This window comes from Clostridium sp. OM05-9 (assembly GCF_003481465.1).
Classification (GTDB): domain Bacteria; phylum Bacillota; class Clostridia; order Lachnospirales; family Lachnospiraceae; genus Coprococcus; species Coprococcus ammoniilyticus.
On the sequence record NZ_QULF01000006.1, the window covers coordinates 181,221 to 196,309 of the forward strand.

Annotated in this window: 17 protein-coding genes; all 17 read right to left on the reverse strand. The window is 42.9% G+C overall.

Going from position 1 to position 15,089, the window contains the following annotated elements; translation table 11 throughout:
* Positions 1-20: 20 nt before the first annotated feature.
* The gene (gene spoVAC / locus DXB77_RS11215) at positions 21-479 is read right to left on the reverse strand and encodes a stage V sporulation protein AC (RefSeq protein ID WP_021944472.1); all 459 of its coding nucleotides are present in this window, start codon (positions 477-479) and stop codon (positions 21-23) included.
* Between the two features lie 79 nt (positions 480-558).
* The gene (locus DXB77_RS11220; protein ID WP_117785469.1) at positions 559-981 is read right to left on the reverse strand and encodes a stage V sporulation protein AB; all 423 of its coding nucleotides are present in this window, start codon (positions 979-981) and stop codon (positions 559-561) included.
* Entirely contained in the window at positions 971-1,600 is a 630-nt protein-coding gene (locus DXB77_RS11225; protein WP_021944474.1) for a stage V sporulation protein AA, read from the reverse strand. The genes DXB77_RS11220 and DXB77_RS11225 overlap by 11 nt, the downstream gene beginning before the upstream one ends.
* Before the next feature lie 58 nt (positions 1,601-1,658).
* Entirely contained in the window at positions 1,659-2,336 is a 678-nt protein-coding gene (locus tag DXB77_RS11230) for a sigma-70 family RNA polymerase sigma factor (RefSeq protein ID WP_021944475.1), read from the reverse strand.
* A complete protein-coding gene (spoIIAB, locus tag DXB77_RS11235; RefSeq protein ID WP_021944476.1) occupies positions 2,337-2,768 on the reverse strand; it encodes an anti-sigma F factor in 432 nt (143 codons plus the stop codon).
* 21 nt (positions 2,769-2,789) lie between these two features.
* Positions 2,790-3,131: an STAS domain-containing protein gene (locus DXB77_RS11240; protein WP_118663237.1), complete on the reverse strand. Its 342-nt coding sequence runs from the start codon at positions 3,129-3,131 to the stop codon at positions 2,790-2,792.
* 76 nt (positions 3,132-3,207) lie between these two features.
* Positions 3,208-4,584 carry a tetratricopeptide repeat protein gene (locus DXB77_RS11245; RefSeq protein WP_118663238.1) on the reverse strand — a complete coding sequence of 459 codons (1,377 nt, stop codon included), beginning with the start codon at positions 4,582-4,584 and terminating at the stop codon, positions 3,208-3,210.
* Position 4,585: 1 nt separating this feature from the next.
* Entirely contained in the window at positions 4,586-4,732 is a 147-nt protein-coding gene (locus DXB77_RS13050; protein ID WP_021944479.1) for a hypothetical protein, read from the reverse strand.
* A 1-nt stretch (position 4,733) separates the two neighbouring features.
* On the reverse strand, positions 4,734-6,068 hold the full coding sequence (locus DXB77_RS11250) for a folylpolyglutamate synthase/dihydrofolate synthase family protein (RefSeq protein WP_118663239.1): 1,335 nt from the start codon (positions 6,066-6,068) through the stop codon (positions 4,734-4,736).
* Between the two features lie 12 nt (positions 6,069-6,080).
* The gene (gene queF, locus DXB77_RS11255) at positions 6,081-6,575 is read right to left on the reverse strand and encodes a preQ(1) synthase (RefSeq protein ID WP_008402990.1); all 495 of its coding nucleotides are present in this window, start codon (positions 6,573-6,575) and stop codon (positions 6,081-6,083) included.
* A 14-nt stretch (positions 6,576-6,589) separates the two neighbouring features.
* Entirely contained in the window at positions 6,590-7,816 is a 1,227-nt protein-coding gene (locus tag DXB77_RS11260) for an acetylornithine/succinylornithine family transaminase (protein ID WP_118663240.1), read from the reverse strand.
* A gap of 41 nt (positions 7,817-7,857) precedes the next feature.
* Positions 7,858-9,618 carry an ABC transporter ATP-binding protein gene (locus tag DXB77_RS11265; protein ID WP_118663241.1) on the reverse strand — a complete coding sequence of 587 codons (1,761 nt, stop codon included), beginning with the start codon at positions 9,616-9,618 and terminating at the stop codon, positions 7,858-7,860.
* Between the two features lie 16 nt (positions 9,619-9,634).
* A complete protein-coding gene (locus DXB77_RS11270) occupies positions 9,635-11,416 on the reverse strand; it encodes an ABC transporter ATP-binding protein (RefSeq protein ID WP_118663242.1) in 1,782 nt (593 codons plus the stop codon).
* A 208-nt stretch (positions 11,417-11,624) separates the two neighbouring features.
* Complete coding sequence (locus DXB77_RS11280) at positions 11,625-12,365, reverse strand: YebC/PmpR family DNA-binding transcriptional regulator (RefSeq protein ID WP_008402983.1); 741 nt, start codon at positions 12,363-12,365, stop codon at positions 11,625-11,627.
* 98 nt (positions 12,366-12,463) lie between these two features.
* Positions 12,464-13,270 (reverse strand): hemolysin family protein, encoded by an 807-nt coding sequence (locus DXB77_RS11285; RefSeq protein WP_021944484.1) that lies wholly within the window; start codon positions 13,268-13,270, stop codon positions 12,464-12,466.
* A gap of 213 nt (positions 13,271-13,483) precedes the next feature.
* Positions 13,484-13,828 carry a type II toxin-antitoxin system PemK/MazF family toxin gene (locus DXB77_RS11290; RefSeq protein WP_008402980.1) on the reverse strand — a complete coding sequence of 115 codons (345 nt, stop codon included), beginning with the start codon at positions 13,826-13,828 and terminating at the stop codon, positions 13,484-13,486.
* 70 nt (positions 13,829-13,898) lie between these two features.
* Positions 13,899-15,065, reverse strand: a complete 1,167-nt coding sequence (alr, locus tag DXB77_RS11295; protein ID WP_118663243.1) for an alanine racemase — start codon at positions 15,063-15,065, stop codon at positions 13,899-13,901.
* Positions 15,066-15,089 lie beyond the last annotated feature (24 nt).

The window sequence follows — 15,089 nt, forward strand, 5'->3', positions numbered from 1 at the left end:
TTGAAAAAACAGGCCGGGAATCATACCCAGCCTGCCAGCTTACAGATCCAGTATATCAGTCCCAGCACCCATGATGTAAAGATACCGTACATGATGACCGGGCCTGCAATCGTAAAACATTTTACACCTTTACCGAAGACCTCACCTTCGGTCTGAAACTCTATGATCGGAGCACAGACACCATTAGCAAAGCCCGTGATCGGTACCAGAGTTCCGGCTCCACCATATTTTGCGATCTTCTTATAGACATTCAGACCTGTGAGTACCACACTGATGAGTACAAGAACGATCGATACATAAGACGAACTGTCATCCTTATCCAGTCCCGCATATTCAAACAAATTAAATAACACCTGTCCGATCGTGCAGATCAGTCCTCCGATGAGAAACGCCCACAGGCAGTTTCTTGCCGAATTGGATACCGGAGTAATCGTTTCAACATACTGATTGTATTCCTTTTCTTTTGGTTCAAACTGCATATACTTTCCTCCTGTCTTACCGGGTTCTATTCTTCAGTATTTTCCATTTGCATGAAAACTATGCATATAAATCGCATTCCTAGACCAGTCCGGTTGATATCAGACCAAGAACAGAACCCACGAGTTTCCCTGCTGCAACCATGTATATGATGTAAGGAATATAACGCCGGATTGAAAACCGTCTGGATATGATCGGAAATACATTCAGCACCTCTGCGAGCGCACCAACCAGACAGCCTGTAAAGATACCGCCAAGCAGGGTTACAAAAGCCAGCCCAGGAATTGCAAGCGGGATCCGGATATTAAATATATATACGATATTTCCTGCCACAGCACCATATGCCAGCAGACATTCCACCAGCATATAGTGCCGGTTGCCTTTCACCTTTTCCGCCAGCTTGGGGAATACTCCGATCAGGGATATAAATGCAAAATAACCACTGGATATAGCTGCCCCTCCGATAAATGCAACCAGTGCATAACAGATATGTCTAATCAGCATCCCGCACATCCTTCTTTCTTACAGAATCCGTGATCACTGTCTGATTGATCTCCTGTTCATACTGCCGCATCTGCACCTGAAGCGGGGTCGGATCATCGGTAAATTTCTTATTGGCTCCATGATTAAAGAATACAATGATTCCAATGAACAAGCCCAGTGAATAGGCAACACCGCCAATCATGGCTCCTGATTCACTGCCTCCGGTAAATACATTCTGAAGCAGATCAAGCTGTCCTACCAGATTCACATCCGAGTTATAGGATATAATTGAAAATCCAGCACCAAAGAATGCGATCAGGCATAGAAATATAAATTTGAACTTCTGCTTTATCCGGTCCGACGGATCGAATGCCTTATAATATACAACGACATCAGGCTGTCCAAGATTCTGGATACACAGCTCCCCATCGCAGTTTTTTCTGATCTCCTCTATGATATCCAATATGGATATGACCTGCTGTTCCTTTGAACTGGTAGAAAAATTCATCAGTTCAATTTTTTCGATTTTATTTTTCAGATCCAGATTGTCGGATACGACCTTCGATACATCCCGGATCAATACCTTTCGTTTTTCCGCCAGAACACTTTCTGCCAACTGCAAATATACCATTTCTGCCATATTACGAAACCTGCTTTCCCATATTCTTACAGGATTAGGGTATCCGCATCTGTTCTTTTTATACACTTTCTTTTAATTTCTCAAGGATCCGTTTTTCCTGCCGGCTCACCTGAACCTGGCTGATACCAAGCAGTTTTCCGGTCTCCGACTGCGTTTTGTCTTCAAAATACCGAAGCTGGATCAAACGCTGTTCCTCCGGCTCCAACCGTTCCAACATCTGCATCAACGACAAATGATCAACAATCTCCTGGCTATATTCCTCCGTTTTTGAATATACACCCGGAGCATCCAGAGACTCCGGCTCCAACGAAGCCTCCATTGCCATTACGATCTCCCCTGCATCATAAGAAAGGGCAGCAGCGATCTCTTCAATCTCAGGCTCATAGCCCTTTTCCTTGATCACCCGCTGCCGGTATTGCTCTACCTTACTATTCATCTCCTTCAGACTACGGCTGACCTTGATTGCGCCGTAATCCCGCAAAAAGCGGCGGATTTCCCCCTGGATCAGCGGAACTGCATAGGTCGAAAACTTCACATCATAGTCAAAATCAAATTTATCAATACTTTTGATCAATCCGATGCAGCCGATCTGAAACAGATCCTCGATATCATATCCACGTCCTGTAAATCTTCTGGCTACGCTCCATACAAGTCCAAGGTTCTGTTCTACCAGTTTTTCTTTTGCACTGTCATCACCCTTCTTCGCCTGTAAAAGAAGATCCAGATTATTTTCCATTTATACTGCACACCCAGCCCCTATTTTTTTTGCCATCTTTACTGTCGTTCCTTTTCCCGGCTCCGACTCTACCGTAAGCTCATCCATAAAGGCTTCCATAAAGGAAAATCCCATTCCCGACCGTCCATCCTTTCCGGTTGTAAACATTGGCTCCATTGCCTTTTCCACATCCTCGATACCACAGCCATAATCGGTGATCTCTATGTACAGCTTCCGCTCTTCTATGTATGCCCGTATCTCGATTGTTCCCTCTTTTTGCCCATAACCATGAATGATCGAATTCGTAACTGCTTCCGACACGGCTGTCTTAACATCAGCGACCTCCTCCAGCGTCGGATTCGTACGGGTCATAAAGGATGCTACGACAACCCTTGCAAAGCTCTCATTTCTTGGATCACTTCCAAACTCTATTTTCATTTCATTTCTGTTCATTCTTTTCTTCTCCTTTTCATTTTATGACATATGTACTTGCTTGTACGCAGTCTCAAAATCCTCTGTCTGCTCTGCGATCTTAAATATTCCCGACATTTTAAGAATACGCTGCATTCTGTCATTTGCATGGATCACAAACACCTTTCCGCCTCTGTCATATACATTCCGGAATCTTCTCGTGATCAGACCGATCCCGGAGCTGTCCATCACGCTTGTATGCCGGAAATCGAATATCACGTACCGGATCTTTCCATCCTGAAATATCTCTTCCGTTTCGTTCACCAGTATCGATGCCCGGTAATCATCAACTTCTTCCGGAAGCTCTATTAACACAGTATCCCCTATTTTCTCATAATTATTCATACGCCACCTCTTTTTTACAAAAAAAGACAAATAAGCAATATTGCTTATTTGTCTTTTGTATGATCCTGATTTCTTTTTATTCATTTGTCGGATCCATACCGGATTCCGTTGTTCCTTCCGAACTGCCTTCTGTCGTGCTGCCTCCATCATCTGTTTTTCCACTCGTTGTGTCTGCACCAGACAATGCTACTGCAACTGTATAATAAATAGAATTTGGACATTTCTGGATAAATGTATCAAAGGCTTCTTTGGCCTTATCCTCATCCTCCGTACCCAGATAGCATAGAGCTTTATAATACAGAGCAACATCATAATCCGGGCTGGTCTCCAGCACCTTGTCGATCTCTGTCATTGCCTTATCATATTGGGTATCATTATAATACTTCATGGCAAGCTGCATCGTAACCTTATCCGTATCTGATATATCTGCCTTGCTTTTTTCCTCATAATCTGCGACCTGCTTCGTAAGATCTTTATTCTTTGTTGTCAGGGAATCAACCTCATCCTGCAGAGAGGAAAGCTTGGTATTCTTATTGGCAATCTCTTCGCTGTAGGCAATCTTAACATTTCTGCTCTCATCATCTGCATTCTTATTATGCTGTGGCATAACAAGGAACCACATGACAGCCAGTCCCAATACCAGTCCTGCCAGAACATAGGCAAGCGAATATTTGTAGAAATTAATATCCTTATATCTGCCAACCGGAGTCGGTCTTCCATTCCGGTCAACATTATCGGATTCCACATATGCCCGTGGCTGGTCTTCCACAAACAGCAGATCCGCATCATAATCATCATCCGGATAATCACGAAAGCTCATGATCTCCTCATCCGTATGCCCCATCTCATTGAAATAGCGGACAGCCAGAGGATTGGTTCTGTCGATCTTGATGACACGTTTTAATGCTTTTCTTGCCTTATCATATTTGTTATCATCGATCAGTAGAAGTGCCATCAGCAGATAACCATTTACAAACTTCGGATTATCCGATAAGACTTTTCGAAGCTGGATAAATGCAAGATCCTTACTGCCCTGTCTGGCATAGTTTACTGCCTGATTGTATTTTCTTGCTGCATTGTTCGTTGTTTCAAGCTTGTGTGGGTTGCCCTTCACCTCTTTGATATAACGTTTTGCAACATTTCGTCCGCTGAAATAATTCACACTGATGACCCAGTGGCTTAATGCCAGAACAACTTCACCGGTTTCATAATATACAAGCCCCAGCAGATTTCTGGCATCAATATTCAACTTGTCATATTTAAGGGCTGTCTTTAATGCCTCTTCTGCACCACTCATATCACGGACTCTGGCTTTATCCAGACCAATATTATAATAATATTTGGATGTGTTCAGTGCCTTATTTACAAATTCACTCTTTAACCCACATTGGCTGCAATATCCGGTAACAAGGATCTTACCGCCACAATGCTTACAATTCAGTACGTCTGCCATATTATTTCTCCGTTTCCTTTGCTACACGAAGCATCTCCTGCATAATATCTGAGATATCCTTCAGATCATTATGATAAATGGCATCTTCTGCCTGGTCTACTTCCAGAGTCGGTCTGAATTTTTTTACTTCTTCATCAAAGTTTATCATACTATTCCTCCATATTCGCAGATTTCTCTTTTATCTTCTGAAGCCAGAGTTTGACTTCTCCCACCAGATAAAGAGAACCCACACAATAGACTGCTGAATCTGTGATCTGTTCTTTATAGCGGATGGCGGCATCCATTGCTTCTGCAATATCCTCATATGCCTCCACCGTATGTCCTGTGTAATTCCGGAACCTGTCTGCGATCAGAGAGACCGGCGCCTTCCGTTTATTATCTACACTTGTAACTATGATCTTCTCAAACGAAAGTGCTTCTGTCAGATCCCGTATCATCGTATCATAGTCCTTGTCCTTTACTGCTGCAAAGACCAGGATCTTCTTTTTCTTCGTATAAAGCGTCCGAAGTGTTCTGCAATAACATTCGACTGCTTCCGGATTATGTGCACCATCTACAAACAGATCCGGTGCGATCTCCTCCATCCTGCCTTCCCATGAAAAATCAAGTAATCCGCTTCTGACTGCCTGCTCTATCCTGACATCAGCACCTGCATTTTTCCCATATTCTATATCCCTGGTCTGCATCAGGATATCAAAAGAAGCAACTGCAAGGCAGGTATTTTCGACCTGATAAAGAGACGTTTTCGGTATCCTCAAATGGTCATAATAATAATACCGATTATGAAATGAAAAATCAATGGTTTTATCATCTATTTCATTTATTATATAGTTTGATTTTTCGACCGCTGTTACGGCAGAATCCAATTCTTTTGCATGAGTCTCTATGATTCCAGACGAAACCGCATCCCGCTTGAAATATACGACCGGAACTGACGGTTTGATGATCCCTGCTTTCTCTCCTGCGATCTTAGCGATCGTATCTCCAAGATATTCCATATGATCAAGTCCTACCGATGTGATGATGCAAAGCTCCGGTCTTACGACATTAGTTGCATCCAGCCTGCCACCCATTCCGGTCTCATAAATCACATAATCCGGCTGCTTCTTCTCATAATAAACAGCCGCCATCGCAAACATCACTTCAAAAAAAGACGGATGAACGGTGAACTTCTTCCGCACCTGTTCAAATGCCCATGTAAAATCTTCGTCTGAGATCATTTCATCATCGTACCGTATGCGCTCATTGATCGAGACAAGATGCGGTGATGTAAACAATCCTACATGAAAGCCTGCATGCATCAGTATCGTAGCAAGCGCCTTTGCCGTCGATCCCTTACCGTTTGTTCCTGCTATATGGATCACTCTGCTCTTATCCTGCGGATTCCCTAAACGTTCAAGAAGACTGGCAAGATTCTCTGTGCCAATCTTCTGTGCGAACAGTGGAATGCTTAGGATATAATCAACTGTTTCCCTGTAATTCATCTGACATGCCGCCTATCTGTTATCTATCTTTTCCGGATACAGGTCATGATTTGACATTCTGTTCCATGCAACTTCTTCCCATTTTGTTCCCGGTCTTCCGTAATTACAATATGGATCGATCGAGATACCGCCTCTCGGAGTGAATTTGCCCCAGACCTCAATATATTTCGGATCCATCAATTTGATCAGATCCTTCATGATAATGTTCATGCAGTCCTCATGGAAATCTCCGTGATTTCTGAAACTGAACAGATATAATTTCAAAGACTTGCTCTCTACCATCTTCACATCCGGAACATAGGATATATATACGGTTGCAAAATCCGGCTGTCCCGTGATCGGACATAAGCTGGTAAATTCCGGACAATTGAACTTGACAAAATAATCATTGTCCTGATGTTTATTGATAAAGGTCTGTAACATCTCCGGTGCATAGTCCATGCTGTATTTTACATTCTTATTGCCGAGAAGTGTTACATCTTCCATTTCTTCTGCGGTTCTTCCCATCTTCTGTTACCTCCTTATGCATCTGCTTCTTCAGCTGCCTTTGACACACATTTGATCAGGATCTGAACAGCCTTATCGCACTGTTCCTTTGTTACGATCAGTGGCGGTGCCATACGGATCACATTTGGTCTTACCGCTGTGATCAACAGTCTGTTCTCAACAGCTTGATGCTTTACTTCGTTTGCGATTGGTTTGGTGAATTCAACGCCAACCAGAAGTCCGCGTCCGCGTACTTCCTTCACATACGGAAGGGAATAAAGCTGTTCTGCAAAATAAGCTCCTGTCTCTTTTGCATTCTCTGCAAGATGATTGTCTAAGATCTCATCGATCTCTGCAAGTGCGGCTGCACAGCATACAGGATTGGCTGCATAAGTAGAACCGTGTGCCCCCGGTGTAAATGCACTTGCAAGCTCTGCTGATGTACAAAGTGCGCCGATCGGCATACCGCCGCCGATCGCTTTTGCCATAGATACCATATCAGGCTTCACTCCATAGGTCATAAATGCCATCGTATCTCCGCATCTGCCCCATCCGGTCTGTACCTCATCAAATAACAACAGGATGCCGGTCTCGTCACAGTAAGCACGAAGTCCTTTTAAGAATTCCTCCGTTGCCGGATATACACCACCCTCGCCCTGAACAGGCTCTACCATGATTGCAACTGTGTCTTTGGTACATTTGTTCTTGAAATCCTCAAGATTATTGAACTCTGCATATGTGAAGCCCGGAAGCATCGGCTTGAAACCGATCTGACATGCATTGTCCGGCTGTCCGGTTGCTGATAACGCTCCATAGGTTCTGCCATGGAAGCTGTTAATGGCTGTAACGATATGATAATGCTCCGGTCCGTAATGATCGGTTCCGTATTTTCTTGCCATCTTGATCATTGCTTCATTTGTCTCTGTTCCTGAATTCTGAAACAGAACCTTCTCCATACCGATCGTCTCACAAATCTTCTTTGCGAGCAGGATCATAGGAAGTGTATATGCGTAATTGGATGCATGGATCACATTCTGGCACTGGTCTGCGATTGCTGCCGCAACTTTCTTGTTACAGTTACCGGTACTGTTTACTGCGATGCCGCCAAAGAAGTCAAGATATTCATTTCCTTCCTCATCGTACACATACATGCCGTCTCCCTTTTCCTCGATAAAATTCCATCTTCTGGACTGCTCGGCTAGGTATTTGTCTACTATGTCAAGTAATTCGTCTTTTGTATATCCGCTTTCACTAACTTTCATCTTCCTGTCTCCTTTATATAAATACAAATTTTTAGTTCCTACTAATGTGCAAACTGTGAATTGTAAAGGGTGTAATAGAATCCTTTCTGTGCTAAAAGTGATTCATGATTACCCTGCTCTATGATATGTCCATCCTTCATAACCAGTATAATATCAGATTCTTTGATCGTTGACAAACGATGCGCTACGACAAAGCTCGTTCTTCCCTTCATCATCTTCGCAAATGCACGCTGGATCCGGATCTCGGTTCTTGTATCGATCGATGATGTTGCTTCATCAAGGATCAGCATCGGTGGCAGATCAAGCATAACTCTGGTAATACATAAGAGCTGTTTCTGTCCCTGTGACAGTCCGCCGCCATCCTCTGATATCATGGTATCATACCCCTCCGGCAAACGCTTGATAAAGCTGTGTGCGTGGGACTGTTTTGCTGCTTCTATAATCTCCTCATCCGTCGCATCCGGTCTTCCGTATGCGATATTCTCCTTGATCGTTCCGGTCTTTAACCAGGTCTCCTGAAGAACCATACCATAGTTATCACGAAGGCTCTCTCTCGTTACCTGACGGATATCATGGTCATCTACAGAAATGGCTCCGGCATCTACATCATAGAACCGCATTAAAAGATTGATAACGGTACTCTTACCACATCCGGTCGGTCCGACGATCGCTACACGCTTACCCGGTTCAACCTTCAGATTCAGATTCTTGATCAGTTCTACATCTTTATTATAAGAGAAATCCACATGAGACAGATCCACCTGTCCATCTGCTTTCTCGATCACATAAACATCCGCAGGCTCCGCGATCTCCGGTTCTTCATCGATCAGCTCAAATACTCTGGCTGCGGATGCAAGTGCATTCTGAAGCTCCGTTACGACGCCTGAGATCTCATTAAATGGCTTTGTATACTGGTTTGCATAGCTTAAAAAGCTGGTAAGCTGACCAACGGATATTCTTCCCTTGATCGCCATGACCGCACCGATGATGCCAACGCCGGTATATACTAAGCTGTTTACAAAACGGGTACACGGATTGGTAATGGATGAGAAGAAGGTCGCATCCAGTCCGGCCTTATTCAATCTCTTATTTACTTCGTTAAAGCTGCCATTTACATTTTCTTCCATGGAAAAGGCTGTTACAACCTTCTGGTTTTCTACCATCTCATTAACAAGTGATGTCATCTCACCCTTGATCTCTGCCTGCTTTCTGAACATATGGTAGGTTTTCTTTGCGATAAATGCCGCAACAAACAGAGAAACCGGAGTGATCACAACAACCGCAACCGTGATCACAGCGTTAATCGATAACATGAAACAAAGCGTTCCAACGATAGTCATAACCCCGGTAAATAACTGTGTAAAGCCCATCAGCAGACCATCTGAAAACTGGTCTACATCTGCGATCACACGGCTTACGATATCACCATGGGTGTGAGAATCCACATAGGATAACGGAAGCTGTTCTAACTTCTTATATGCAGATGTACGGACATCATTTACAACATGATAGGTAACTTTATTATTCAATATATTCATGATCCACTGGCAGACTGCCGTAACCGCAACTACAATCACAAAACGGATTGCCAGTGTCTTTAATGCTCCGAAATCAACGGCTCCTTTTCCGACGATCTTATCTACCATATGTCCGGTAATGATCGGTGCATATAAGGTCAGAACAACGGATATCGCTGCACAGATCAGAGAAAGGACAACTAAGAAACTGTATCGTTTGATATACTTTAATATTCTGCCAAGTGTTTTCTTATTGACAGACGTACTTTTTTCTTTTTTACTCATCGTCGCTTCCTCCTTCCTATGCCATTGCATTTCCGGCAGAAGTCTTTTTACCGGATACTTCATTTGCCGATAACTGTGACTGACATATCTCCTGATATACCTCACAGGACTGTAACAATTCTTCGTGGGTTCCGATACCTGCAACCTGTCCATCATCTAATACGATGATCTGATCGGCTCCCATGATCGTCGATGCACGCTGGGAAACGATAAATACGGTCATACCCTTTGTCTGCTCTTTGATCGCACGCCGAAGAGCTGCGTCTGTTGCAAAGTCAAGTGCCGATGCACTGTCATCCATGATCAGGATCTCAGGCTTTCTTACAACTGCTCTTGCGATCGTAAGACGCTGCTTCTGCCCACCGGATAAGTTCTTGCCACCCTGTGTAATCTTAAAGTTCATGCCATCTGTTTTCTGATCAACGAATTCTTTTGCCTGTGCGATCGTAAGTGCCTCATTGATCTCTTCTTCCGTTGCGTCATTTTTACCCCAGCGGATATTCTCGGCGATCGTGCCCTGGAACAGAACTGCCTTCTGCGGAACTACACCTACCTTCATTCGAAGGGAACGGAGATCATAGTCCTTTACATCCACACCATCGATCTTAACCGCACCACCGGTGGCATCATAGAATCTCGGGATCAGGTTGACCAGAGAACTCTTACCGGAACCTGTACCACCGATAATACCGATCGTTTCTCCTGCTTTTGCCGTAAAGGATATACCGGTCAGTGAATCTTCCGATGCTTTACCATACCGTAAGGCTACGTTGTCAAATACCACCTTAGGAACATCCTGGCCGGCTGCCTTCTGTGCTTCTGATAAAGCAGAATCTTCTTCAACCTCTGTGATCGATGGCTTCGTATCAAACACAACATTGATTCTCTTTGCACATGCGATCGACTTTGTGATGTTAATGATCAGATTGGCAAGCTTTACAAGCTCAACTAAGATCTGCGACATGTAGTTGATCAGTGCAACAACCTTACCCTGTGACAGGATACCGATATCGGTCTGTCCGGCTGCGATCCAGATGATCGCAACAGTTGCAAGATTGATGATCACATATGTGACAGGATTTAAGAATGCCGAGATTCTTCCGACATACAACTGAATATCCATCAGATCATCGGTTGACTTATCGAATTCATCAACCTCTTTCTGCTGTCTGTTAAATGCCCGGATCACACGGGCACCTTCCAGATTCTCTCGGGTCAGAAGCATGACCTTATCCAGTCTTGCCTGTACCTTCTTAAACAATGGAATGCTGACAAGCATAATTCCGAATACAACGATCGACAATGCCGGTATTGTAACCACAAAGGTCATGGCTGATTTGACATCGATCGTAAATGACATGATCATCGCACCGAATACGATAAACGGAGAACGTAAGAACAAACGGAGCACCAGATTGACACCTGTCTGGATCTGGTTGATATCACTGGTCATTCGAGTAAGCAGTGTCGATGTTCCGATCGTATCAATCTCATTATAAGAAAGACTTGTGATATGACGGAACAGATTACTTCGAAGTGCCGTTCCGAATCCGGTCGCTGCTTTTGCGGAAAAATACTGTGCTGTCAGTGAACAGCTCAGGCCGATGATACCAAGTGCGATCATAACGAGACACATCCGAAGAACATACCCCATGTCCTGATTCTTAATACCGGTATCAATAATATGTGCCATTACGATCGGGATCAGCAGTTCGAAACAGGCTTCCAGCATTTTAAATAATGGTGCCAGAACCGATTCTTTTTTATAGTCCCGTAAATATCTTAATATTCCCTTCATTCTACTCTCCTACTCTTGTTGTAAAATGTATATGCTCTCTGCATTTGTTTTTAACATACCATATGCCAGGCGTGCTGCCAAACGGCTTTCTGCCGTCCTGCTGCCTGCCTGGCATACATATATGGTAGAATCTCCACAACACCTTACATAAAATTGCATGTGGATTCTGTGGAAATTCTTTCATGCACAAATGGCATGAACGATATAATTATTCCTCATCCGGAAGATTTGCATTGTGATATACGGCCTGTACATCATCATCTTCATCTAAGAGATCCAGAATTCTTGTAAACTTCTTTACAACCTCAGGATCTGTCAGATCTACATAGTTCTGTGGGATCATGGTAAGCTCTGCTTCTGCCATCTTGATTCCCTCTTTTTCAAGAGCCTCTCTGACTGCTGAGAAATCATCCGGTGTTGTGATGATCTCAAAGCTGTCTTCCTCTTCACTGAAATCCTCAGCTCCGGCATCCAGTGCCATCATCATAAGATCATCTGCATCCATATCACATTCTTCTTTATCGATAATGATCTGTCCTTTATTATCAAACATATAAGATACACAACCGGTCGTTCCTACGTTTCCGCCGCCCTTTGTAAATGCATTTCTTACATTTGCAGCCGTTCTGTTCTTATTATCTGTAAGAGTATCAACGATGATCGCTGTACCGTTCGGACCATATCCTTCGTATGTATTAGCAACATAATTTACTGAGTTTGCATCACCTGCTGCTCTGTCGATACCACGCTTGATCGTATCGTTTGGCATATTGTTTGCCTTTGCCTTTGCGATTACATCACGAAGCTTACTGTTGTTATCAGGGTTTGCACCACCTTCTTTTACAGCGATCGCAATTTCCTTACCGATAATGGTAAAGATCTTACCCTTTGCAGCATCGTTCTTTTCTTTCTTATGTTTAATATTTGCAAATTTTGAATGTCCTGACATTTTTTTACTCCTTAACTCTGTAATTCTATCTTTTGAATATCCATTTTCGGATATCGGTTTCTTTTTTGAAGCTTTATAAGCCCAACTGGTTCATAATATCATACCTGATTTTCATTTTCAACCTTGGTTATCCGCACCTTATCGATCATCTTATCCTTGATCCCAATGGTCTCAAAATTATATCCCTTATATGTAATATCTATTTTTTCGTTCTCATAAGGGAGCCTTCCCAGTTCATACAGCATAAACCCGTTCAGTGTCTGAAAATCCTCATCCGGAAACTCAATTCCCAGATGTTCCGACAATTCATCCAGTTCTGCTCTGCCGCCCACGATATATCCATGACCCGCAAGTGCAATATCATCGTCATCATCGTCGTATTCATCAAAAATATTGCCGACAATTTCTTCCAGAATATCTTCCATCGCTATGATGCCTTCTGTCTGACCATACTCATCCACCACAATAACCATATGAATTTTCTCTTTCTGCATCCGTTTGAATAATTCCGATATATTCTTTGTCGGATGCACAAATAGCGGCTCAACCATGATCTGTTCGATCGTCTGATTCTTATCCTTTAAATACGCTTTTACGAAATCCTTAAAATAAAGGATTCCGACTATATTGTCCAGATCATCATCAAACACCGGATATCTGGAATAATTATTCTCCAGCATGATCTTGATCGTTTCATCCATTGTAGTATGTTTGTCGATTCCAACTACATCGGAACGCGGCGTCATAACATCCCGGACTTCTTTCTCACTGAATTCAAAAATATTTGTGATCATCTCTACTTCGTCATCATGAATGAGCCCCTGTTCATTACCCTCATTGACCATGGAAATAATCTCTTCCTCAACTTTTTCTTCATCAGCTTTTCTGTTATTAAATAATTTCATATACCAGACAGTCTCTGTCTACAAATCACCTCTCCTGTTCGTTTCATTCTGCATTCACTCTTAATTCCACACGAATGCAAATATAATGGAAATATATCATTAATTCCAACATTCGTCAATTTTTTCATATGAGAATCTGTATAATCCGTATTCATATGGGAATCTGTATAACTGTATGATTATACAATGTCTATAATTACCATGCCACAAAGATCAATACAGATCCAGACTGATCTTTAATGCAATATCTACCTTTTTCAGAATGTCATCTCCCATATGGCATACTTTTTCTTTTAATCTCTGTTTATCGATCGTACGCACCTGTTCCAATAGAACAACCGAATCCTTTGCCAGATCATACCGGCTGGAATCAATCTCAACATGTGTAGGCAACTTTGCCTTGTTCATCTTGCTGGTGATCGCTGCACAGATCACAGTAGAACTGTGTTTATTTCCCGCTTCATTTTGTATGATAAGTACCGGTCTGACTCCTCCCTGTTCCGAACCAACGACAGGCCGTAAATCAGCATAAAATATATCGCCTCTTCTGATTACCAATTCTTTTCACTCCATTTATTTATTAATATCTTCTGTTGTGAAAAGTATTTCCAATTCTATTCTATGATATTCAGTTTCGACGTAGATAATTCACTTCCCCGACTTCTTTTCCATCCCTAATATAGACTCTTGGTACACGTCTTCCGATATTACAGATCAGTTCATAGTTGAAGCTGTTTGCCGGTTCCGCAACTTCTTCCACCGTGATCTCTTTATCTCCACATTTTCCGATCAGAACAACTGTATCACCGACTGACGTCTCCGGTATATCACTTACATCGATCATAAACTGATCCATACAGACACGTCCGGTGATCGGTGCATACTTACCATGAATGATCACACGCCCGATATTGGACTGTGCTCTTGGATATCCGTCAGCATAACCGGCAGACACGGTTGCTATTCTCATATCATGCGGTGCGACAAATGTCCATCCATAGCCGATACCTGTTCCTGCTTTCACATTCTTCACATGAACTACCTTGGCAAGTAGTTCCATTGCCGGCTTAAGTGCCGCGATCGAATGATCGACTTCATCCGATGGATATAGTCCGTATGTTACGATACCGGATCTTACCATATCAAAGCCTTCATTATCCATCTCCATGATTCCTGCGCTGTTCGATATATGCTTTACAGGAATCGATATACCCCGTTCTTCTAATCTGCCGATCACAGACCGGAATAACGCAAGCTGTCCATTTGCAGCTGTTTTATCGTATTCGTCCGCCTTTGAATAATGTGTAAATATTCCCTCGATCTCAATTCCCGGCATATGCGCGATCTCCACGATATCATTGATACCTGCATCATCACACTGAAAGCCGATCCGGCTCATACCGGTATCCATCTTGATATGGATCTTTGCTTTTGATCCTTTCTTTACCGCATCATCTGAGAGAATGGCACATTCAGCCTTATCATACATCGCAGGTCTTACATCGTATGTGATCAATTCATCATACTCTGATGGGTCTGTATATCCAAGTATCAACAACGGCTTCTCACATCCTGCATGACGAAGCTCTACCGCCTCATCAATACAGGCAACCGCATAAAAGTCTGCCAGATCAGAAAGGGCTCTTGAAACCTCTACTGCTCCGTGGCCATAGGCATCTGCCTTGATCACAGCAAGCATCTTCATACTCTCCGGCACACATGCCTTCATCATTTTTATATTTTCTCTGATATTATCCAGATTGATATCTGCTTCTATTCTTCTATATTTATTCATTTGTCTGCGCCTCTGCCTATTATA